19 protein-coding genes are annotated in these 23,358 nt (G+C 48.9%); 4 read left to right on the top strand and 15 right to left on the bottom strand.

Going from position 1 to position 23,358, the window contains the following annotated elements; all coding sequences use genetic code 11:
- Window positions 1-23: 23 nt before the first annotated feature.
- From OXH00_23860 to OXH00_23850, 3 genes are all read right to left on the bottom strand, one after another.
- On the bottom strand, window positions 24-1,277 hold the full coding sequence (locus OXH00_23860) for a lactate racemase domain-containing protein (protein MCY3744060.1): 1,254 nt from the start codon (window positions 1,275-1,277) through the stop codon (window positions 24-26).
- Between the two features lie 980 nt (window positions 1,278-2,257).
- Window positions 2,258-3,007 (bottom strand): LamG domain-containing protein, encoded by a 750-nt coding sequence (locus tag OXH00_23855; protein ID MCY3744059.1) that lies wholly within the window; start codon window positions 3,005-3,007, stop codon window positions 2,258-2,260.
- Window positions 3,008-3,324: 317 nt separating this feature from the next.
- Window positions 3,325-4,521 carry a glycosyltransferase family 4 protein gene (locus OXH00_23850; protein MCY3744058.1) on the bottom strand — a complete coding sequence of 399 codons (1,197 nt, stop codon included), beginning with the start codon at window positions 4,519-4,521 and terminating at the stop codon, window positions 3,325-3,327.
- Window positions 4,522-5,610: 1,089 nt separating this feature from the next.
- On the opposite strand from OXH00_23850, the gene OXH00_23845 reads away from it, so the two are divergent.
- The 3 genes from OXH00_23845 to OXH00_23835 are packed head-to-tail and all read left to right on the top strand — an operon-like array spanning window position 5,611 to window position 10,443.
- On the top strand, window positions 5,611-8,325 hold the full coding sequence (locus tag OXH00_23845) for a BamA/TamA family outer membrane protein (protein ID MCY3744057.1): 2,715 nt from the start codon (window positions 5,611-5,613) through the stop codon (window positions 8,323-8,325).
- 24 nt (window positions 8,326-8,349) lie between these two features.
- Complete coding sequence (locus tag OXH00_23840) at window positions 8,350-9,342, top strand: DUF4956 domain-containing protein (protein MCY3744056.1); 993 nt, start codon at window positions 8,350-8,352, stop codon at window positions 9,340-9,342.
- A gap of 6 nt (window positions 9,343-9,348) precedes the next feature.
- Window positions 9,349-10,443 (top strand): hypothetical protein, encoded by a 1,095-nt coding sequence (locus OXH00_23835; GenBank protein MCY3744055.1) that lies wholly within the window; start codon window positions 9,349-9,351, stop codon window positions 10,441-10,443.
- A 24-nt stretch (window positions 10,444-10,467) separates the two neighbouring features.
- Here the strand turns inward: OXH00_23835 and OXH00_23830 are convergent, their stop codons facing one another.
- The 3 genes from OXH00_23830 to OXH00_23820 all read right to left on the bottom strand — a co-directional run bounded on the left by OXH00_23830 (window position 10,468) and on the right by OXH00_23820 (window position 14,308).
- Window positions 10,468-11,520, bottom strand: coding sequence for an LD-carboxypeptidase (locus OXH00_23830; GenBank protein MCY3744054.1), 1,053 nt, complete (start codon window positions 11,518-11,520; stop codon window positions 10,468-10,470).
- Entirely contained in the window at window positions 11,483-12,586 is a 1,104-nt protein-coding gene (locus OXH00_23825) for a hypothetical protein (GenBank protein ID MCY3744053.1), read from the bottom strand. Before OXH00_23825 ends, OXH00_23830 begins: the two co-directional genes overlap by 38 nt.
- A gap of 120 nt (window positions 12,587-12,706) precedes the next feature.
- A complete protein-coding gene (locus OXH00_23820; protein MCY3744052.1) occupies window positions 12,707-14,308 on the bottom strand; it encodes a von Willebrand factor type A domain-containing protein in 1,602 nt (533 codons plus the stop codon).
- 466 nt (window positions 14,309-14,774) lie between these two features.
- Here OXH00_23820 and OXH00_23815 point away from each other — a divergent pair, with 466 nt between their 5' ends.
- On the top strand, window positions 14,775-16,079 hold the full coding sequence (locus tag OXH00_23815) for an aminotransferase class I/II-fold pyridoxal phosphate-dependent enzyme (GenBank protein MCY3744051.1): 1,305 nt from the start codon (window positions 14,775-14,777) through the stop codon (window positions 16,077-16,079).
- 37 nt (window positions 16,080-16,116) lie between these two features.
- Here OXH00_23815 and OXH00_23810 read toward each other — a convergent pair whose 3' ends face one another.
- The 9 genes from OXH00_23810 to OXH00_23770 all read right to left on the bottom strand — a co-directional run.
- The gene (locus tag OXH00_23810) at window positions 16,117-16,728 is read right to left on the bottom strand and encodes a hypothetical protein (protein ID MCY3744050.1); all 612 of its coding nucleotides are present in this window, start codon (window positions 16,726-16,728) and stop codon (window positions 16,117-16,119) included.
- A 39-nt stretch (window positions 16,729-16,767) separates the two neighbouring features.
- On the bottom strand, window positions 16,768-17,403 hold the full coding sequence (locus OXH00_23805) for a hypothetical protein (protein ID MCY3744049.1): 636 nt from the start codon (window positions 17,401-17,403) through the stop codon (window positions 16,768-16,770).
- Between the two features lie 64 nt (window positions 17,404-17,467).
- A complete protein-coding gene (locus OXH00_23800; protein ID MCY3744048.1) occupies window positions 17,468-18,361 on the bottom strand; it encodes an ATP-binding protein in 894 nt (297 codons plus the stop codon).
- A 78-nt stretch (window positions 18,362-18,439) separates the two neighbouring features.
- Window positions 18,440-18,607 (bottom strand): hypothetical protein, encoded by a 168-nt coding sequence (locus OXH00_23795; GenBank protein MCY3744047.1) that lies wholly within the window; start codon window positions 18,605-18,607, stop codon window positions 18,440-18,442.
- Between the two features lie 174 nt (window positions 18,608-18,781).
- A complete protein-coding gene (locus OXH00_23790; protein ID MCY3744046.1) occupies window positions 18,782-18,982 on the bottom strand; it encodes a hypothetical protein in 201 nt (66 codons plus the stop codon).
- 70 nt (window positions 18,983-19,052) lie between these two features.
- The gene (locus tag OXH00_23785; GenBank protein ID MCY3744045.1) at window positions 19,053-19,853 is read right to left on the bottom strand and encodes a hypothetical protein; all 801 of its coding nucleotides are present in this window, start codon (window positions 19,851-19,853) and stop codon (window positions 19,053-19,055) included.
- 90 nt (window positions 19,854-19,943) lie between these two features.
- A complete protein-coding gene (locus tag OXH00_23780; GenBank protein ID MCY3744044.1) occupies window positions 19,944-21,584 on the bottom strand; it encodes a thiamine pyrophosphate-binding protein in 1,641 nt (546 codons plus the stop codon).
- A gap of 23 nt (window positions 21,585-21,607) precedes the next feature.
- Entirely contained in the window at window positions 21,608-22,291 is a 684-nt protein-coding gene (locus OXH00_23775; protein ID MCY3744043.1) for an HAD-IA family hydrolase, read from the bottom strand.
- A partial coding sequence (locus OXH00_23770) for an Ldh family oxidoreductase (GenBank protein ID MCY3744042.1) occupies window positions 22,288-23,358 on the bottom strand: 1,071 nt, incomplete at its 5' end. The genes OXH00_23775 and OXH00_23770, both read right to left, overlap by 4 nt.

The raw sequence follows: 23,358 nt of genomic DNA, 5'->3' as shown, positions 1-23,358 counted from the left end.
GACACCTACTGATGGCTGACCGCTTAAAAAGGCAACAGGTTACCTGCATCATCAAACGTAAACGGCTTCGTGTCCCCGATAACCGCTAACCTCGAATGCAATTTCGCATCTTCAAGCAACACCTCAGAGATGTCGAGTTCCGTCAATCTCAATGTGCTTTCAATCCGGATAACCCGTGCATCTTCCGGTTCGGTGAGACCGATGGTGTCCAATGCAATTTCAATCGCTTCGCGGTCGGTGTCGTAGTAGAAGGGGATTTTTGACTTCTGCGGTCCAAGCGCGGTGATACCGTTCATGTAGGTCGAGTGTCGATCAATCTTCTCCACAAGGCGGGTCGTTGTGAAATCGGCGAGTCCGATACCAGTGGCGTTGCCGTCGCTCTCTTCAGTGAGATCCCGGACAAAGATACGGAGAATCGCGGGTTTTGCCGGTTCAGGTTCAAAGTTCTGCATCATCCTGCCGATGACATTCGTATCCATACCGGTGCCACTGATATTTTTGCCTGTCCAATCCACGATCAGCAGATCAAGTTCATCGAATGGGAGTCGTCCCATCAGCGATTTCGCCTCAACGAGCAGTTCACGTTCGCTTTGAAGAAGTTGTGCAGCGGGCATCGCTACCGCCTTCGCGGTATCTTCATGTGCGTTTTCGATCAGACCCAAACCGAAAGCAAGTTTTCCGGTGTCGAGAATGAAGCCGCCGACTGCAGTGATGACGTGTTCAAAGCTATACTGGAAGAAGGCGCGGTGGTAGAGGTTTGCCCCCTGCTGTTTGCCGAGTCCGATCACCATCATTTTCATCAAGCCGCTCTCGATGGAGCCGTTAAAATCTGTATGTGCCTTGATACGATTCAGCGGGACGACGTGATCCGCTTCAGCAGCATACCGATCAAAGAAAACCGGCAAGCCATCTGCCGTTTTTCCGAGTTCCACGACCTCCATTGTCGCTTTCACCGGTGCGCCGACGGTCTCCTCGGTGATACCGTAATGTTCCAGGACGCTTCGTTGTCCTTCAGCGGTTGCACCACCGTGGCTCCCCATCGCTGGAACCACAAACGGTTTCGCGCCGAGTCCTTTGAGATAATCAACCGTTGCTTTAACAGCTATATCAACATTCGCGACACCGCGGCTGCCAGCGGTAATCGCAACAGTTTCACCGGGTTTGACAATAGCCGAGGCGTTAATCCGATCTAATTCTGCGTGAATCGCTGCCGGGAGATCAGCGAGAACGGGTGCCTCAAACTCCTGTTGAATCCGTGTCATTTTTGGAAGTGCCATGCGTTTCCATCCTTTATGTTTGGATTTTACAGGCAATTCTATCAGAAACAGGATAAGAGTGCAAGGGAAATGTGGGATAGCCGCAGAGTCATTCAATTGTAAATTTTTTGCGTTGTGTTTTCATAGATGTTAATACTTGGGATATACTACGTTATAATTCTGGAGAAATCCAAATTAAAGCGGGAGCATTTCGCAGCATTTCACAAGGAGGTAAAACCATGAACACAGAACACCATAGATGTCAATTTTAAAAAAATAACCGTCTCAGGCCCAGGCCCGGTAGGTTCGGTTTTGCGGTGTACTCACCTGCCCCGTGCCTCCTGATAAGAGGGGATATGGAAGGTTAGGGGGATAACGGAGGGTGTTTTGCTGGGGGGTTTCTTGCGACCTGCATTCCAACCTAACTGTATACTACCAGGGAACCTTGAAGATTCATAGCCCTCTTAGTCCCGTAGGTTGGGTTGAACGGCGTTGAGAAATCAGGTGTTGATATGCCAAAAGCACCTGAAAGTTAGTATCCCGCTATATCTACTCATCAACGGAGTGAAACCCAACTTTACACTGTCAAGGTTTCGGGAACTTCACGGTATCCAAAGCGTTGGGTTTCACTCGGTTTCTGGGGGCAGTTGTGTCTCTGGAGAAAGTTGTGTTTTCTCTGATTTGACGGGTTTCGGTGGTATCCGTTCAACCCAACCTACAGGACGATACGGTTCCCCAGGTCCGGTAGGTTCGGTTTCCTAACCGAACCGGATACTGCGCAGAAACCTTTAAGACTTCAAAAACCTCTTCAATCGCGTAGCGACGGCATCTGTATAGAAAAACGGGACCTCACAGAACTAAGCCCCGTAGGGGCGGCATCTGGAGATTCTGCTATGTTTTAAGGTCAATTATGATGAGAAACATGTTTTCGCTCCAGATAGCAACGATGCCCCGCTGTAACCCATCTCTACAAATGCAAACCGCATCTACTGGTTCTGAAATTAGCGTTTGAGGGCTGCCCATTGTGTTGCAAGTTTACCTCGCGGTTCGACGGGCAGGAACGTTTCAACGCCTTCCATGATCAGATTGATTTCGTCTTCGTCTAACGCACGGATGAAGACTGCGTAATCGTCCATTAAACCGGCAAAAGTCTCGCCACCTGTGCCGCCAATGCGGTAGGTTACATTCTCACCACGGGTCTCTTGGAAGTCCGTTTCGGCGACCATCTCACCATCAGCATAAATTTTGAATTTATCGCCATCGCCTGTGACGGCTACATGCATCCATTTATCCTTTTCAACGATCCCACCGTCGCTCTGACACAGGACCGTCCATCCACCGACCTGTCCGCGCCAAGAGAGGAGCCCTTGGTCTTTGTTGAGAAAGAAGGTATTGTGTCCAGAAGCACCCGGAAGACTCCGCCAGATATGTTCCCATGTGGTGCCTTCAAAGTTGGGATTAACCCAAGCCGAAATTGTGAACGGGTCTGCTTTGAAGATGTCCCCGTGAAGTGAGTCGGAGACTTGCATCTCGACGTAAGCAGTCGCGTCAAGTTCGATCGCGTCCCCGAATTTACCTTTAACCCACTTGGATCCGCCAGTAATTTCGCCGTGGTTATCGTTGCCTGTTGCGTCTTCTGAGTCACCATCAAACGGGTAGTATGCCACTAAATCTGGATCTTCGCCGGTAATCCCTAAAGTGGCACTCATCAGTAAAAAGGTGACCGCCAAAAATAACGTAAAGACTTTCATCGGAATCGCTCCTTTTAAGTGGTTCATTATTGAAGTTAGAGGGTTGATCTAAGTCTAAGCCAAATATTAACACATTCCATAAAAAAAATCAACTTTTGGGGCTTACGGATGCAGGGTTATTTAGTTTTCCATTTTCTTACCAAATTTTCGGACCCCAAACCCGGTAGGTGCGGTTTCCTAACCGCACCGGATCTTTAAAAAAAGACCTGAAACACAATAAATCCTTAAAACTAAATCGTCCTGCTTACGGATGTGAAAAGGGGCACCTGTTTAATCAGAACCCTCTTTGCTGACAACTGATAATTGAGTACTGACAACTATTTTGTCTTGATAAGGGATTCGTAGAGGGCATGGAGTTTTCCACCGATGCTGCGCCAATCATAATCCTGCTCGACGCGGGCGCGTCCATTTTCGCCAATCCTACGACGAAGTGAGGGGTCTGTGAGGAGTCGGGTGACAGCATCGGCAAAAACTGTCGGTTCATCGGCGATAAAGATTTCTTCACCGTCTTTGAGGTCTAAACCCTCCGCACCGACTGACGTGGAGACAATCGCTTTACCCATCGCCAACGCTTCAAGGATTTTTAGGCGTGTGCCGCTCCCGATGCGCAACGGCACGACAAAAACCGTCGCTTCGGCGAAATAGGGTTTGATCTCCGGGACGCGTCCGGTGACAATAACGCCTGCTCTCTCGGTTAACTTTTGCACACGTGCCGATGGGTTGCCACCGACAATCGAAAATTGGACATCGGGGACCTTCTCTTGTATTTGTGGTAATACCGCATCGGCAAAGAAGGCGACAGCGTCTTCATTCGGATACCAATCCATACTCCCAATATAAATGAGGTGTGCAGAGGCTTCAGACGTAAAATCAGGTTGGTAATGCGTGACATCTACACCGTTCGGGATGATCTCAATGGTATCCGCCGCGCAGTGTCGTTGAAAAACGGCGGCATCAATGTCAGAAGTACACGTGACCGCGTCGAACTTTGGGCTTAGCACGCGTTCATAGCGTTGGAATGCAAGCTGCTGCGTCCAATACGCGAATTTATAGAACGGATTGGTCGTTTCATCGCAGAGTCGCTGCCAGATCGCAGAGTCGACGTTCTGTTGTGAAAGCACACCGGGCAGGTCGGTGTCCGTCCGAAACTGTGCTGTATGGAACATCTCATAATGGACGAGATCGAAGTCTTCCGTCGCGACTAACTCCCTAAATTTCTGACGATAGGCAGGTAGGGCATAGCGGGCAATAGTAATCGGTTGCCGTTTGAGGAAGGCGTTGACGAGTGTACCGAACGATACGCGTGGAAGTGTCGGTGCGTTGCGGACGAGGTGAACCTGAATGCCTAACTGCTGCAATTGGGCAACCCCGGCCGCATCTGTCGGTTGTGTCTCCAAAGCGAGCAGTGTCACATCGCTTTTCGCTGCAATCTGTTTAAGGAGATTAAAAACCCGAATACGTCCGCCATCGGTGAGTGGAAACGGCACAGTAGGCGATAGGAAAAGGATTTTCATTTTTTTAATGAGGGTATCGCTTAACTGACGAAATAGTATGTTGACTTCTTGGGTAATGCTTCATAGCACCCTCCGGGGAGAAGCATGTTGGTTAGGACTTATGCACTACCTCTTAAAGTCCCCCTGATAAGGGGGATTTAGGGGGTTAAAAACTTAAAAATCTACCAGCGCGTGCTGAATTTGCGTAAGTCCTGTTGGTTTTTGATAAGGATACAGGTTTTAGATACACAAGTCAATGAAAAAATCAGGACGAAGATTCAGAACTCATATTTCTCGCGATGGATAGGGTGACGCGAAAGGGCGTAGTTATAGCGGAGAGTAAATGTGTCCTGTATCTGGTTTTTGTGTCTTCAACACCGCATAACTCTTGATTTCCATCAATAGCGACACCTTTTTTATTGCGTGGATCCGGCACTTCTGGTAATATATCAAGTAAGTGGAAACCAGAGGCATTTCTTGTCATGATTCACCTCAAAAAATGTGGAGATTTTTTTACGGTGAATTATAGTTGATGCAGCGTGAAAAGTCACGCTGTATCTATTTATGTCCCAATATTAACAGATGTGAAAAATATTAGGAAAAAACCGAAAACTAAATAGTTCTGTATAATTTGCTTTTGTCGTAAAGTATCGTATAGTATAAAGTTGGGTATAGGCTTGATTATTTTCACTTGAATAATATTTAAAATAGCCCTATTATAACGCTTTGTGCTATTTGTCTTCTCGGTGCCTTCGTGAACCAATATGTGGAACGTTCCTTTTGGCAAAACCAAAATCTTTTCTGAAGTTAAAAACTTTGGCAAGTCCCACAAAAATTTTTGCGGTTTTACACGGGTTAGCGAAACGAGTTCTCATTGGGTTTAAAATTAATAAGATGTTAGAAACCCTGATTTTACAAGGGTGTATGGTATGTGAACCCGTAGAAACACGATGACAAATCGGAAGGTTAGAAGCGTTGGCACGGTTTTTGCAAACATGAGTTTGATAAAATATCTTGAGTTGTGTAGGTGTTTTGCTTGGGTGTTTCCCGAGACTGCGCCTAAGCATGATGGACCTTTCTTCTTTCTACAGAGACGGAGGCATATTATTAATGATATTTTCTAAAGGGAATGCCCTTTTACTCTCGTTGGTGCTTGCGCTTTCTGTGCCAGCAGTATCGGCATCTGAGAAGGACTCACCTCCTCCAGGATACCGGATTCATCGATCTATTCCGCCACAGGGTGCCAGGACCCACGTAGTCGTCCCGGGGGAAAGGTTTAGTGCCAGCGGGTTCAAACGTTGGATCTACGGCAGCGACTATCGGGATCTCTGGACCACCCCAATCGAAGTTGCAGTCCTCGACCTCGACAGCGTAGGGGGCGGGCTGACACCCCTTCGGACTGGCGGATTCGGACAGTCCATATCCCTTCATTTCACAGGTGAGGATGGCCGCCGGTATACGGTTCGTTCCTTGGACAAAGATCCCACCAAACGGATATGGGAAGTCCTCAAGGGAACGATTGCCGACGACTTCCTTCAGAACATGGTGAGTGCGCTTCTGCCGACAGGCGCACTTGTAATTGATCCGCTGATGGAAGCCACCGGCATTCTCCATTCCAAGCATACGCTTGTCGTTATTCCAGATGATCCGAGGCTCAAGGAGTACCGCGAGCAATTTGCTGGTCTTATAGGAACACTACAGGAACACCCTTCCGAAGGGGTTGATAACACTCCCGGCTTTGCAGGTTCCCGGCAGATCAGCGGTACCGAGAAGTTGTGGGAGCATTTGGAAGAAACGCCTTCTAACCGCGTTGATGCCCCCGCTTTTCTAAAGGCGAGATTGATGGATTTTCTCATCGGCGACAAAGACCGTCATGATGGTCAATGGAGATGGGCGCGGTTCCCCGATGGTGAAGGGCATATCTGGGTCCCGATACCGGAGGATCGCGACCACGCTCTTAGCGACCTTGACGGGGTCGTCATGGCAGTCGCGCGGAGAGGTATCCCCGTTTTCATGGAATTCGAGGATAAGTATCCAAGTCTGTTGGGCTTGACGATTACGGGTTGGGAACTCGATCGCGAATTCCTTGTTGAACTCGATAAGGCTGCATGGGACTCGGTGGTAACAGCGTTTTGCGAGGATCTACCCGACCCGCTTATAGAGGCAGCGGTAAGGCGGCTTCCACAGCCGTATTACGACATCGTTGGAGAGGCTCTGACGCAGGCACTCAAATCGAGACGGGACGCATTGCCGCAATTTGCCAGCAGGTACTATGCATTGATTACCCGCCAGCCTGAAATCAAGGCGACGGATCAGAACGAGTACGTCGTATGTGAGCATACGCCGAGTGGTGATTTGGTCGTCCGTATCGGTCTCATAGAAGGTCCCGATGGAGAAAGGAAGGCACCCTATTTCCAGAGGACCTTCGCTGCCAAAGAATCGCGAGAAGTTCGAATATACCTTCGGGGTGGAGATGACCGTGCGGAAATATCAGGCACAACCGGGCGCATTACCGTTCGTATAGATGGCGGCGGTGGGGACGACACGTTTACAAACGCCTCCGAGGCTGGTGCCTCAAAGACTCGGTTCTATGATTTTCGAGGAAAAAATCAGTTTGTCAAAGGCAAGGGCGCGAAAGTCGATACGACTTCCTACACACGTCCTCCGGGATGGATCCCTATTTTACTTGCCCGGTATGCCCTGGACTGGGGGAAGCACACCTTTACTTATCCGAGCGTTACAGTAAATCCGGATCTGGGTCTGTTCTTGAGGGCACACCACAGCCGGATGTATTTCGGCTATCGAAAAGCCCCTTTCGCTTCGCGGCATTCTTTCAGCGTTGGACTTGCCACGAATGGTTTCGAGCCTTTTGCCTCCTATACCGGGGACTTTCGCCGCGTACTGCCCAATCTTGACGGAAGCGTTCGCTTCAAGTATTCTGGTATCCAGACAATCCGATTCAACGGATTCGGCAACGACACTCAGATTTCAGAATCGTCATCCTTCTATAAGGTGGAACAGAGTCATGTCGCTTTCACACCCTCTCTCTATTTTCGCAAGAAAGCGCATGAGGAAGATGTGCCTGGGGGACCTGCGGAACCGCTCCGCTCGGTATTGACCGGGCATCTGGGGCCGATCATCAAGTATTCAAGCACGCCATTAGATGCCAACGAGGACAGATTCATCTACTCGCCGGATCGTCCGGTGTATTATGGCACAGGGTACTTTGGTCAGGTAGGCGCGTCGGGTGAAATCAAGTACGACACGCGAAACAATCCCGCATATCCCACTCGTGGGTTTTTGATCAGGGCTGCTGGAGCTGTCTACCCTGAAGCTTGGGATGTGGAGTTTCCCTTTGGCAGTATAGACGGTAGAGTGCACACTTACCTTACTGCTCCTATTCCGACGAACCCGACCCTGGCTCTGAGGGTAGGTGCCAAGAAAGTATGGGGGACTTTTCCTTTCCACGAAAGTGCCTTCCTCGGCGGGCCCGGCTTTGCTGCTACCGGTCTATCGGATAGTCATATACGCGGTTTCCGAAAAAATCGGTTCGCTGGAGACACCTCGGTGTATGGGAATGCCGAACTGCGACTTGTGCTGCTCCCCATCAACGTCATAGTGCCCGGAGAGTTCGGCGCGTTCATTGCGGCTGATGTCGGCAGGGTCTTTTTCGCTGAAGATCCGAACGATGCCGATAAGTGGCACGCGGGTATTGGTGGCGGATTCTGGCTCTCTTTTCTCAAACGTAAGCAGACCTTGAGCGTTGCGATCATTAATGGCGATGACTTGACGGGCGTGTATCTGCGCGCTGGCTTCATGTTTTAGCCAATCAAATAGGAGAAATAGCGTATGCTCAACAAGATATATGGCATACTCAACAACATAATTATACGCCTCGTTGTTTACTATCTTGCCTGGCTTTTAGCACTCGGCGGGATTTTTCACCTCTTCCCGCAAATTCTCATTTATGTCTCGCAAGAGCGTGAACGGGTCCAAGGGCGTGAACGCCTCTTTGAAGGAGAACAAGGTGATCTGGAGAAAATCAAAGAGGGGGTTGCCACGCTTGTTGAAGGCAATATCAAAGAAGTCCTGCTCATGGTTACATTTGTGGATCCAGCGCGTACCATTCCGGTTATGGTTGCTCTGGCAATGGCTTTTTGGGTTACGCTCCCGATTACGTGGTTATATCGGTGGACGCGACCGCGCAAGAAATACAGTCAATCCTTCGCACACACTTTGCTCGTTATACCTATTGCCATATCGTTAGTCGTTTTTTTGGTCAAGGATAGTATTGCCCTTGCGTTCAGTTTAGCGGGCATCGTGGCCGCTGTCCGTTTTCGTACTTCACTTGAAGAACCCATGGATTCCGTATATATGCTTATGGCTATCGGGATAGGGCTCGCGGCGGGGACGCAACTTATTTTAGTGGCTTACCTGGCATCCGTGGTGTTTGTCATCATTACTCTGGCTGTATGGAAAAGCAATTTTGGCGCGCAACCGGAAGTACTCTCTGGCTGGAGAATCGATAATTCTGGAAAATGGGGCCCAGCCCCTGGAGAAAGAGGCATTGCCACCGAAAACCTTTATAATGCTCAGATTGAAGTGTACACGACGAAGGTGAATGTAGCCAAAAAATCAACTGTGCAAATTCTTGAATCCAGTACCAAACGGTGGCAGGTAGCAGGTGTGGTCGAAAACACAGATGGGACTTCAATCGTTGTATTTGATGCTTGGCTAAAAAAATCTGTCACTTTGCCTTCCTTTATACAGGATATTGAAGAAAACGGAAGAGGGTGTATCAACGACGTAAAACTGAAGGGGAAAGAACTCGGGGGAGGATAATCACACATGCAGAATCGCGGAAATAAACTTTTGTTAGGATTCCTTGTTTTTAGCCTTCTTATCCTTTTAGTGTCGATGGTTTATAGAGAAAATCCGTCAACAGGTTTGCGTGAAGAGAAGGTCGATAAAGAGAAGCCATCAGCAAGTTTGAATGGGGAGCAAGTGAATAAAGAGAATTCACCAACAGATTTGGGTGAAGAGCAAGTGAATAAAGAGAATCCACCAGTGGGTTTGAGTGAAGATTTGCTAAATATGAATCCAAACGCTATACTTGACCACCTTTCGGCGGGCACGAAGGCGGTAGGACAAAGGAAAATATCGCTTGAAAGTTATGACCTGAAAGTAGAGACCGCGACGCATTGGAAGCTGCCCGGACGTCTCTATGAGATTTCTGGCTTAGCAATGACTCTGGACAATCGACTCATGGCTCACAATGATGAAAAGGCGGTTATTTACGAGATAGATTATCGGCATGGGGAAATCGTAAAAGCATTCCAATTAGCGGATATGAAGGACCCGGTAAACGGTGATTTTGAGGGTATTGCGATAGTTAACGATCAGGTCTATTTGGTCACAAGTTCAGGGCGCATATACGAAGGCAATAGGGGAACTGATGCGGAATCCGTCCTTTATAATAGCTATACTACTGGCATCGGTAGAGATTACGAAATAGAGGGTTTAGCGTACGACGCAAGTCAACAGGCACTCTTACTGATGAGCAAAGGCTCTCGTAAAGCAGACCTGAAAGAACAGTTGGTTCTATACCGTTGGTCACTTGACAAGAAACAACTCATTGAAGATGCACATATAGTCATACCTGTCATTGAATTCACACGTCATATTAAGGGGAAGGAATTTCAGCCTTCCGGCATTGAACGACACCCTGTGTCAGGAAATTACTTTGTCATCGCTGCGCGTCAGGGGGCAATCGCGGAGGTTACCCCGTGGGGGCAGGTCGTTGCAGCCAGGCAGTTTCCTGCCCAATGGCATCGTCAACCTGAAGGGATCACCTTCACTACAGATGGCACACTCATAATTGCAGACGAAGGGTCGGGTAAGAAAGCGAGACTCACACTTTATCCGGTTTCCGAAAATCGGTAATAGCAGTACAAGGATCTATCTGTATTAGTTTTTAGTGACACCTGCCTCGTCAATGGTGATCTCCTGCTTGGCAGAATCGATACGCACCTTTGTCCCGATCGGAACGACGAACATCGGATCCGTGTGCCCGAAGTCCATATTGGTGACAATGGGCATGTCGTTTAACCCAAACTCCTCGCGGATTGTTTTACAGAGCGCATCGTCGTATTCAGCAAACGTATCAGGATCAACACCGCCACCGGGGCGCCCAAGCAAAATACCGCTAAGTCCGTCAAGAATATCCATTGCTGCGAGGCATCTCACAAACCGTGCTAAAAATGAGGGCGGAAGCCCCTCTTCAGAGGTTTCCAAGAAGAGCACAGCACCTTGAAGATCCCCAGCAGCGGAGAAATAGTCAGTGCCGCGAAGCCAGTCCAAAACATCAACGCAGCCGCCAAAAAGTTCACCTTCAGCGATCCCATCTGTCTGATGAAATCTCCAACCCTCACACGGGTTCAGTTTCCGGCGAATAGATTGGTTTTCAGGGTTCTCCCAGGGCAGATATTCAACCGTCCATTCCTTTCGATTTGGTTCAATAACGCCAATCGGTTCGGCGGAAAAGAGGGTGCGTCGAACGGAATCTACCATATACGGAAACATCCCGCAGTTTTCAGCGAATCCTGCCATAAACGAGGGCCCGTAAAATGAAACGATCCCCGCTTTAAAACAAGCAGCGTGCGAAATAGTCGTATCCGAAAACCCCATAAAGACTTTGGGATTCTTCCGAATCAGGTCCAAGTCGATGTAGGGCAGCGTGCGGATTGAATCTTCACCACCGATCGTTGAGATAATTCCGTCGATTGTCTCATCGGCAAAGGCTGCCATCAAATCGTCGGCACGCGCTTCGGGATTTTTGGCAAGCCAATCCGCATCGCGCAATGCGTGTGCTGTTTCGGTAACCGTTACGCCGAATTCTTCTTCAAATTGCCGTTTCCCTATCTCGTACCGGTACCGGACAGTCCCCGGACCTCCCCAAGAAAGTGAGATCGCTGCGATACGGCTACCGGGACGCAGTATTTTGGGTTTTATTTTCTTCATTTGAAATCCCGACTTTCTCTTTTAAGGTCTCAATGAATGTGAGCAACCGTTTTTTTACTAACTGACGTGAACTCGGTATTGGTGGCGGTGGTTCAAAAATAGTACCTCGCTCACTTTGTACCCAACCTTTTACGTTGTCATCAGCCCTAATGTGAAGCCATCTGCTTTCAAGATCAAGGTAGACCTTTAATCGATCGTCCTCACTTCGGATGTTATATGTCATCGAAAGGTCGGTTACCTCCCAGCTGACTCCCTCTTCGATTGTTGATACTTCTGCGCGTCCCGCCAGCGGTATTTTCGCTGTTTTGAATCCTTGGCTCAGTTCCTGAGACAATTTGCCTTCGATGAGAGAAGCCTGCGCTGCTGAACTAACCTCAAACAGCAACGTCAGAATTTCATACTTGGACTGTTGGTAGACAATAAGGTTTTCCTTACCGTTCGTGATCCGATAAGTCTGACCGTGTTTCTTATCTTTAATGAACCACTGTTTGTTTGTCTGTCCGGTAGAAACTTCCATATCCGTTGAAAGTTCCAGTTTGTTTGTGTCAAACGCGTTCTTTAGGTCAGGGAGATAGACATCAATCTGGTTATCTGTTCTGGTGACTATATACCCAGCACCCGGCGCATTCCTGAGCAGCCACTCTTCACCGCTTATCAAAACTTCAAGGCGCGGCGCACTCGGACCAAAGCGGATATTTTCTGTCATATTCGCGAACATCTTTTGCCAATCGATCTCTGTTCTCAACGCCTTGTCCAGAGCGGCTCCTTTGAGACGCGCACGATGTGTCAATGCCGCGCTAAACAGAAGTTCACGTCCCAATTTACCACTGCTCAGGTTGCTGATATATTGCCTATCCAAATTGAAGCGATATACATCTTTAGTGTAGGCAAGCGGTTTTGAAGTGACTACTGGTCTTCCGCGCACTGCTGTACGCGTGTGAATCTGAAATTTTGGAACCTTCGTCTGCTGAACGGGTGGTGCTTGAAAAACATAAACGCCAAAGCCGAAACCGACGAAAACGACAAAGATAATGATAAATGTCAGGCTTTTCAGAAGTGCTTTCATGTTTGCTCCTATTGCCGCCGTGTGTCCTGTTTTTTTTTAAGGCTTACGCAAAATTCGGATGCCTACCCATACACGATTAACGAAGTTTGGTGCCTCACCGATTCGGGTAAGCCCTATGGTTTAGTCAAGGTCTGATGCCTTAAAGCGCGCGGCGCTGCTTACCAAGTGTCTAAGTTCATCGACTTGTTCATTGTGGATACGCGGTGCGATCTCTCTAAGGCTTTGCGATACGGCTGCCAAATTTCCATCTTTTGCCCAAAAGCTCTCGCGCAGAATTTCTGCGAATTCCGCTACAATCGCTGCGAGTTGAAATTCAGCGGATGCCGCTTGGAATGTCCGCTTCAACTGTGTTGTGAAAATTTCCTCGCTAATTTCGGAGGGACGATAGGTATCCGGATCCTCGTAACGTATAGAGACAGTCGCCAAATGTCCTCTCGCACCTTCAGTGAGTTTAATTTCATAAAGTGCTGTGACGCTGTGACCTGCACCGATTTCTCCGCCATCTGCGCTGTCATCCCGAAATTCCGCATGGTCGAGCCGACGGTTTTCATAGCCTAGCAGTCGAAAACGACTGACGACTTGCGGATTAAAGTCAACTTGGACCTTTGCGTCTTTAGCGATAAGTTGTAGGGTCCCTGTTAAGTTTTCAACAAAGACACGTTTCGCTTCATTGAGGGTGTCCACATAAGCGTAACTACCGTTGCCGTTATCAGCAAGTTGCTCCAGAAGGACATCGTTGAAATTCTCGATGCCGACCCCGATTGTTGTTAAGGTAATCCCCTCCGCAACATGCCCGCGAACTTTTCTGAGTATGACATTAGGGTCTGTTGCGTCAACATTGGCAACGCCGTCGGAACAGAGGATCACACGGTTGATGCCGTCAATCTTTGGATTGCGCAAGGCGAGGCTGTACCCAAGGCGGAGTCCTTCGTCAACATTGGTTGCCTCCTCTGGGACAAGCGAATGGATTGCTGCCAGGATCCCCTCACGTCCCTCAATACCGGTATGCGGAAGGACGATCCGCGCTCGGTTACTGTAAGCGACAATAGCCACCTTATCCCGCGGACGGAGCTCTTCAACCAAAAGCGTTAGCGCACCTTTGACCAATTCCAGCCGGTTTTCGATGGCCATTGAACCAGAGACATCAATGACGAAAGTCAACATCGCGTCCTTTCGGTTTTCGTCGGGAACCACGCGCCCTTGTATACCGATTCGGAGCAACTGGAGTTGTTCGTCATCTTGGGGAACTCGGAGCCGTCTGCGATTTTGCGGCAATCGGAGGTGCCCGCCTTCACCAAATCGGGATGGCGCGCCCTCAACGTGCACAGCAAAGGCTTCACCCCATGGGGGGCGGTAATTGTAATCAAAAGCATTAACAAATTCCTCTACTCGAACAGCTTCCGGGGGCGGAAGATATCCATCCCGAAGATAGTTGCGCGTGATGGAATAGGAGGCGGTATCGACATCCATACCAAATGTCGAAAGGTGATCATTTCTTGTATCAATAAATTGATTCGTACCGTAATCCTTAAAGACGGCACCACTCGGAGGAGGCAATCCGAAAGATGTGCCGCCTTGCGAAGTATACCCGTCTGTAGCATACGCACTCTCCGCTTCGTCAGCACTATCAGAACCGCCGCAGCCCGTGTAGCTAAAAAGCATCAGCCCGCACATCGCAAGGACAACGCTTAACGGGTATACCATTTTAAATTCAGTTTTCATGAGAAATAGCTCCTTTTGGTTTCCGCTGCTGAACCTGTCTGAACTATATTCCCGCCACTCCGTCGTGTATAATACCTAACGAGTCTTGGCGGAAAATTGTTGACATTAAGTTGGTAGCAGTCCACAATTACAGGAAAATTGGTAACGAATTATGTTCAACGCGTGATAGATTGCCCTACCATGAAGGCGATGCTTAATGAATAGGACTTACGCAGGTTGCTCTTTTGTAGCATAGGAGACCGTTAGCCTGTGCACTGAGAACGTCTCTGTTTTTTCAGAGTTTGCCCGCTAACAGAGCATCATATCGTCAAAATTGCGTAAGTCCTGATGAATTATGCTCTGGTTTTGAACGTGCGACGCATCGCACAACTATAAATCCGGTGTGTCATACACCTGTTATTGATTTGTTAGATACTTAAACGTCATTAATTCTTCAGAAATTACATTTTCCGCGGCTTTAGGAACTATGCAAGACTTAAATCCATTAGCAGCCGATTTAAACCAACAGATTCGCTCCGCCTCACCAGTGGTTTTCGCACTTCTCTCTGAGTTAGGGAAACGCATCTACCTCCCGAAAGGTATTTTGAGCCAGACAGCAGAGGCAAACACGAAGGCACACCAGTTCAACGCGACGCGCGCGATCGCCTTAGATTTTTCAGAGGATGCGGGCGACATGATGCACCTACCGGTCTCGCGGGAACTGGTACCGGAACTCACACTGGAAAGTATCTACGGCTACGCGCCCGTACTCGGTCAACAAGAATTACGGGAAGCGTGGAAAGCGCATCTTTTGCAAGAGAATCCGGCACTCGCGGGAAAAACATTCAGTCTTCCAATTGTGACAAGCGGTATGACGCACGGATTTAGTCTACTCGCGGAACTCTTCGTAGATAGTGGGGACACCCTTGTGTTACCAGATAAGATCTGGGGAAATTACCGACTCATCTTCCAAACCAAAGCGGGCGCGAATATCCAGAGTTACCCGTTCTGCAACGCTTCGAGCGATTTTAACACACACGGATTTCGTGAGGCACTCGCCAACGCTACTGCTGAAAAATTGCTAATCCTCCTGAATTTTCCGCACAATCCGACCGGTTATGCGGTTACCCGCGTAGAAGCACAGCAGATTGTGGACGCGATTGTGGCACGGGCGGAGACGGGCTGCCATATCCTTGTTATGATTGATGATGCCTACGCCGGTTTGTGGTACGATACAACGGTCATGCAAGAATCGCTTTTCGGGTTATTAGTCGGGTGCCACCCGAATGTGGTGCCAGTGAAAATAGACGGTGCCACAAAAGAGGAATACGCATGGGGGATACGTGTGGCGTTTATCACCTTTGGACTTGAAGAGACAGCAATGGAGCCACTCGCGCAAAAATTGAGTGGACTCATCCGAGCGAATACCTCTGGCGCGGCACAGGTCTCCCAAACGCTGATCCTTGAAGCGATGAAGGCATCGAGGTATACTGAGCAGAAACAGCACAACTATGAAACCCTTAAGGCACGTGCGTTGAAAGTGAAAGCGGTCGCGTCTGATGGGCGGTATGCGAAGCTTTGGGAAGTATATCCGAGTCATGCAGGTTATTTCACGTGTCTGAACCTTAAATCTGGGAACGCGGAAACCATTCGACAGCGGCTTTTGGCTGAACACGGCATCGGCACAATCGCACTTGGTGAAACAGAATTGCGAATTGCCTACTCATGTCTTGATGAATCAGATATCGAGACGGTATTTGCGAAGATTGCGAGGGTTATTGAAGGGGTGTAGGGAACAGCGCGAAAGCTGTTCCCTATAGGCGTTAGATTTATTGTGCTGCCTTCAAGGCACCCCATGTAGTGGTGACTTTCCCACCGGGTTCAACAGGTGTAGTTGGTGGGTCTCCGACGGTTTTTCGGAAATAGACATCATCTTCAACATCGTTCGGACCCGCCCAGACCCAGTATGCCGTTGAGTCAGGATCTTTCAAAGTTTGACGCATCGTGTCTGCACCGAAGCCCCAGATACCTTCACCAAACTGATCAAGTTGTGTCGCATTATCCCAACCACTATCGTCGAAATCGGGTTGTTCCCAACCGTCTTTGCGATCTGCAAGTGGTGCACCGGCATCCGCTTTCCAAGTGTCATCGGAAGGAATATAGGTGCCGTCGTCAAGGATAACATCAAACAGTGCACCGCCGCGCCCGGTATCACCGGGTTCCGCGTCGTGGACATAGACACCGATAACGGCGTAACCATCCGGCATGTCAAATTCGGTAATGCTGGCTTGTTGCCAGTTATTGCCTTCGGCAACCTGTTCGCCGTTAACGAAACCGACCCAAGAGTTGTCACCATTGATACGGAGTGTCGCTGCCCAGGTCACTGAAGCAACTAAGGCAAAAACTAAAACCAAAATTGTTGGGGTAAGAAATTTTTTCATTGTGTTCTCCTTTTTTTACGCTATGACAGGCACGCGCGGTTACATAGCGTCGTTTTTAATACGCGCCCATGTGGTGGCGAGTTTGTCTTGCGGCTCAACGGGAAGTGTGCCGATCGTATATCGGAAATAGATATCATCTTCGGCATCGTTGGGACCGCACCACACCCAGTTTGCTTCACAATCCGGGTCTTTGAGAATTTGTGCCATGATTGCAGCACCAAATCCCCAAATACCTTCCCCGAATTTTTCGTAGATTTCGAGTTCATCTTCCCATTTGCTGTCGTCGAAATCGACCTTTTCCCAGCCATCTTTCCGATCAGCGAGGAGTTTGCCGGTATCACATCGCCAGCCATCTTCGCCTGTGCCGATGTAATCCGGCTTGGCATCAAGGATAATATCGGCGAGGAACCCGCCTCTACCGGCGGCACCGGGTTCGGCATCGTGGACATAGACGGCAATTTGGGCAAAGCCTTTGTCCAGTTTAAATTCACTGACCGTGGGGGCTTGCCAATTTCCGCTTGCAGCGACCTCTTCGCCGTTAATAAACGCAACCCATGTATTATCACCGCTGACCCGCAATGTGCCTTTTTTCGGCACAGCATTTGTCGTTTGTATCAAAAGTACACCGCTTAGAAAGATCGCGAGTACTAAGTAGAGCATTGATCGGGTTTTCATAAAAACCTCCATAGATGCACGGTTAAAACCGTACGGATTATTTGTTACGGCACGCGTGATGTATCTACTTTTTGCCGTGTGTGTTTGATTCGAGTGCTAATTGTCCTGTGAGGTCTGCAACGAACTGATAGGCGACACGTCCAGACCGTCCACTTGAGGATGCCTCCCACTCTAACGCTGCTCGGTGGAGCGTCTCCGTTGGAACAGAGAGTCCTCGTTTTCGCGCATAGTGGGAGACAATCTCTAAATAAGTATCTTGTGAAATTCGATGGAAAGCGAGGCGTAAACCGAAACGGTCGCTCAACGAGACCTTTTCCTCCGTCGCTTCGCGCGGATACAACTCATCTTCATCGTTCTGAGGATATTGGTTTTCACGTACTTGTCGAGGCATCAAGTGCCGACGGTTTGAAGTGGCATAAATGAGAACATTGTCTGGACAGGCGGAGATACCGCCTTCGAGCATCGCTTTGAGCTCACGGTATTCGGGTTCATCTTCGTTGAATGCGAGATCATCACAGAAAAGGATATAGTACTCCGGACGTTCCCACAATACCTCCGCAATTTCTTGTAGATGGATAAGTCCCTCTTTGCCAACACCTACCAGTCGAAGCCCTTCGTCAGCGTAACGTTCCAGCATCGCTTTAACAAGCGAGGATTTCCCAGTGCCACGGTCGCCCCATAGCAAGACGTGGTTCGCGGGCAGTCCTTGTAGAAATTGCCGCGTGTTTCGATCTAACGCTGTACATTGTGAGTTTATGCCGATGAGATCCGTACTATCAACAAGATGCGGGTGTTTAACAGGCATGAGATATCCTGTTCCATTCTGTGCTCGCCACTGAAAGGCGATGTAGTCGTTGAGACACTCACTTGATGTGAGCGTCGTACGCGCGTCCAAGCGGTTTAGTAGACTATCGGCTTTTTCCAGCAATTCCGTAAAGAGTGGGAAGATGCCTTCCATCTCCTTGTTCTTCTTAGACATAGTTTAATTGGATTGGTTTAAAATATCAGCGGAGGTGTTGCGTATTAGGTTATGGCCTTATTTTTCACTGTTGAAAACCCGTTTTACCCAATCTTCGAGCACAGGATCATTGGAAATCGCTCTCAACAGCCAAGTGCCGCCCCATTTGATACCGAGTCCTATTGTCGCCGCGCCTACTGCTATTCCCAGAGGAACGGTTATTATTACACCTATTAATCCTTCCATATTTGATCTGCTCCCATTAAGTTTCAAATCTTGCTCTGAACGCCAGACTTATTAGATAGTTTAACAACTTCGGTAGATGATTGTCAAATCAATCTATAGGATTTTGACAAGGCAGCGTGCTATAGATACTTGTCTGCAAACGTCAACGGAGAATTCAGTTATATCAATATAATCTTATTTTTCAGAGGCGTTAAGAACCCGTCTCAGCCATTTTTCAAATTCAGGATCGCTGTAAATGATTTTCAAAAACCATCTACCACCCCATCTGAAACCCAGGGCAATACCCACACCAATCATGACTGCCCCCAACATAGCCCCTAACGGATATACTAATAGCATCAATAATATGACTTCTCCAAAGCCTGGTCCGCCCATTGTTACCCTCCTTATGTGATTGTGAGTTTTATTTATGATCATGCCCGCTTCCGAAGTGGACATACCAAAATTATGGAGAAAATTTCTTCAACTGTCCCCACGTTAGTGTTAACTTGCCTGTTGGATCAACGGCGAGGGGACCGCCGAACGTTAAAGTGCCAAGATTCGCGGAGTCGTCCGGATTCAGACCGTGCCAATCCATAAACACAAGTCCACCCTTCTTCTCCGGATCATCCGTGCCTTCCTCATATCCGGGTGTAAACCCGACTTCGGTTCCCTCCTTGACTTTTACCTTCGTGAGCGACGTAAACGGCATCGCCACCTCATAAATCATACCGCCTTTACCCAATTCAGGTGTCGGCACGATCGCAATATCGGATTTTGGGAGATCCGGATTTTTGATCGCACTGAAATCAGTAACGAGTGCCTTCTTGTTAATAAAAGCGAAATTCGGCTTGCACGCAGGGGCTCCGACGCCGACTTGCTCCCAGTCGATGTACAGAAAAATTGTATCGCCTACCCAAGGTTGTCCGGCATTCGCCGCTGGTGCGAAAATATCGTCGCGCACCGCCGCTGCAAAATAAAAAGTTTTCGCGTCATACATGGTCGACCAAGTCATCGTCAGGTCATCTTTCCCTTCCCACGCGCCTTGTCCCCGAAGCAGCTCATCCTCTGAGTCAAACGCGACCCAGATGGCATACTTCCAATCATCAAGTTTTCCATCAATCTTGGGGGCGTTCGGAATAAACCCCGCGATGGATTCTCCATATTCCAACCCAAACGCATCGCTGTTGTCCTCTGGAAGAAAGTCTGCATTGACTGTAAAAACGAGCAGAAACCCGAAGAGGATAGATAAAATCATCGTTTTCATCGTGTGACTCGCTCCTTTGCTAATGCACGGTTGTTAACGCTGTTACAATTTTTTCACCGGTTCTAAACGTAGTACCTCGCACTGGCAGATTTAAACTTTCTTAGACACCTGTTCTGCCAACTGCATAAGTGCGGGCGAAATGTCCAATTTGTCAAGTTCCACCTCAATCAAGACAAAATGTTGCGTCTCAGCAAGTGCTGCTTTCATGGCAGCATCAAATTCGCCTTCGGTACGGGCAATAAATGCACGTCCTGCGCCAAAGAGTTCGGGTATATGGGTGTAGTTCCAATTTTCTATATCGTTAAAGGGGCCTTCAATAAAGGGACGGATGGTGCCGTATCCCTGGTTGTTTAAAATCAGAACAATCGGATTGAGCTGGTAGCGAATCGTCGTTGAGAGTTCGGTGCCGGTCATTTGGAATGCCCCATCGCCTACGATGACAAGTGGTCGGGCTGTGGGTTTGCCGAGTTGGGCACCGATTGCGGCGGGAACTGCAAACCCCATTGAGGTGTAGTAGGCAAGCGCAATAAAATCGGTACGTGCCGGAAGCCGTAAGTCTAAAGCCGCCCAGAGGCTGTCACCGATGTCAGGGATAACTATCATGTCTTCAGACAGCAGTAGATTTAGTTGTTGGAACAGGCGTTGCATTGTCAGCGGCTGGTCGGGCATCATCTCGAAAGGTTCTGGCACTTCCATGACCCATTCCAAATCTATGTTCCCCCGTTCATGGAGTTCCGGAGAATACAAGCCATCAATAAAATCTTCAAAGGTGACATTTTCATAGGTAGAGTAGCCGACCGAGATTTTATCCGAGGTTGCGTACACCTGGCGACTGCGCTCCAAGTTTGCCGTGTAGATGCCGAGGTTGACATCGGTCATAAATGCACCGAGGGTAATAAGACAATCGGAAGATTCAACGAGTACTGTGATTTCTTCCCTGCTCATCGCGCCGCCGTAAATACCTAAGTAGAGCGGATGAGCCTCTGGCATTACCGATTTGCCCAGCAGCGTTGTCACCACGGGAAACTGTTTTTCTTCGGCAAGCTGGAGTAATTTGTTTTGGTAGCCGAATCTGTGGAGTTCCGCACCTGCCAAAATGACAGGATTTTCGCTCTGATTTATGAAGGCAATTGCATTTGCTAAGGCGGCCTCTAATGTCTCAGGGGCACTCTGGCGGTCTCTCGTTGAAGGACGTTGGAAGAGTGTCCCGAGCACACCGACTCTATCCCGTGGCAGTTCTATGTAGCCCGGACGCTTGTGCCAATACACAGCGTCGAGCACTCTATCTATCTCGTTAAAGGCGGTAAAGGGTTCATCAAGGAGTGCGGATGCAACGGTTATCTCGTCATAAATACGTTGTTGTGTGTAGAAATCTTTACCTTTATGGTGCAAAAGTCCCTCTTCGCTACGCTCTTCTATCCCCGGGCTTCCGCTAATCACAACGAGAGGTGATTTTTCAGCGTAGGCGGCAGTAACAGCGTTGATCATCGATAGCCCACCAACACCATACGTCACACATGCAGCGCCGATGCCTTTTGTCCGGGCATAGGCGTCTGCAGCAAATCCCGCAGTTTCTTCTCGTGTCGTACCGATGTGTTGAATAGGGCTTTTCTCGATCATATCGAAAAACTGCACTACATAATCACCCGGAATACCAAAAATGTGATCAATACCGTAATATTGCAATTTTCTCAGAAGGTACTCACCGATAGTGATCTGTCCATTTTGCATTATTAGTGCCCCTTTTTTGGTTGTTAACGGCGTTGCTCTCTTCTCACCGACTCTAAATTTAGCAGCTCAGACACATCTTTAAGAACAGCATAAACGTCATAATCCTCGAAAACTGCGCGTGGCGTGACACCTGACAGCACAGCGATAAAGTCTATATGAGCCTGCTGTGCGGTTTTGGCATCGGTTACACTATCCCCAACATAGAAGCAATTTTGGCGGACACACTCCAATCTTTCAACTGCTGTCAGCAAACCCGTTGGGTTCGGTTTCTGCTCAGACACATCTTCAAAACCGATGATGACTTCAAACGCGTCCGTCAGCTGCTCCCGTCTGAGCACCGATTCGATACGGTAACGATACTTCAGTGTAACAATACCGAGTCGGATCCCTAATTTCTGCAACGCTGCGACTGTTTCTGGAACAATGTCAAAGAGTTCCGTCATGTCAGTTATCACTTCATCAGCGCGTTCAACGAACAGTCGTATAAACGCATCAGTGTGATGGATGTATTCCTTCCCGACTAACATCACCAAGGCATCGGGTAGTGATAGACCGATTGTCTTCCGAATCTCGGCATCCCCAGCGAGTGGAAGACCGAGTCTGTCAAGTGCGAAGTTAATACATTCAATGACCCCCTCAGAAGAGTCTGCCAGCGTATAGTCAAAGTCGAAGATGATGGCTTGAACGGGCGGTTTCAATTGTCTCAAAACTCAAGTTCGGGTATCCCGACCTCCGCTGCTGTTTCTTGAATCTGTCGCCACGTTTCGTCGTCAATAGGGATCCCCTCGCGTAAACGCAGCTCCGTTTGGCGTGCCTCAATCTCACCCGGGGTCAGAATTTCCTCGAATCCCGGTGCAGTCGGTGAGGCTTTCACGTGGGCAACGAGTCCTTCAACATGATCATAGAAGTCATTAAGTGGCGTAAAATTGGCGATGTCCAGTACAATCATCAAGACACCGTTCTGGAGCCGTGTGTTCCCTGAACCGCTACAGCCCGCCCCAGACAGCGCACCGCCAAGAATGTCAATCAGCAGGGCGAGGGCGTACCCCTTATGTCCGACAATCCCACCGAGCGGTAACAACGCACCGGGTGGAGATGCCATCAGGTCTTGTGGATTTGATGTCGGTTCACCTTCACTGTTGATGAGCCAACCGAGTGGCACGGAGTCCCCGCGATTCAGGGCAACCCGAATCTTTCCCTGCGCAACAACGCTGCTTGTGATATCAAGCAGGATCGGCTGTCCTTGGCGTGTCGGGGTGGCGATTGCGATGGGGTTCGTTGCCAATCTTCCGTCTCGTCCACCGAATGGCGTAACGTACAGCGCAGTCCCTCCAGCGTTCACCATCGTGATGCCTACCATACCGGCTTCGGCTGCCATCATTGGATAACTGCCGATCCGCCCGATATGATTGCAGTTATAGACACTGATCGCACTAATCGTGCTTGACTTCGCCTTCTCAATCGCGAGCGACATCGCCTTCTGTGCGATAACATGCCCAAACCCCCAATTGCCGTTAATGAGGGCATGTGAGGTGGATTCACGCTCGACTTCCATTGCAGCACCCGGCTGAATTAGACCGGATTCAATGAGACTCATATACTGCGGAATGCGGAGAACGCCGTGTGAATCATGCCCCGCGAGGTTTGAAGCGACGAGCAATTCGGCGATAATCGCTGCCTCGGCCCTCGGAACACCCCGTGCTTCAAAAATATCGGCAGTGATCTTTTGTAACTGTTCTTGTGTGAAATTTGGCATATCTGAGCTCGTCTCTAC

Source organism: Candidatus Poribacteria bacterium (genome assembly GCA_026706025.1).
Taxonomy (GTDB): domain Bacteria; phylum Poribacteria; class WGA-4E; order WGA-4E; family WGA-3G; genus WGA-3G.
This window is presented reverse-complemented; position numbering and strand designations above follow the sequence as displayed.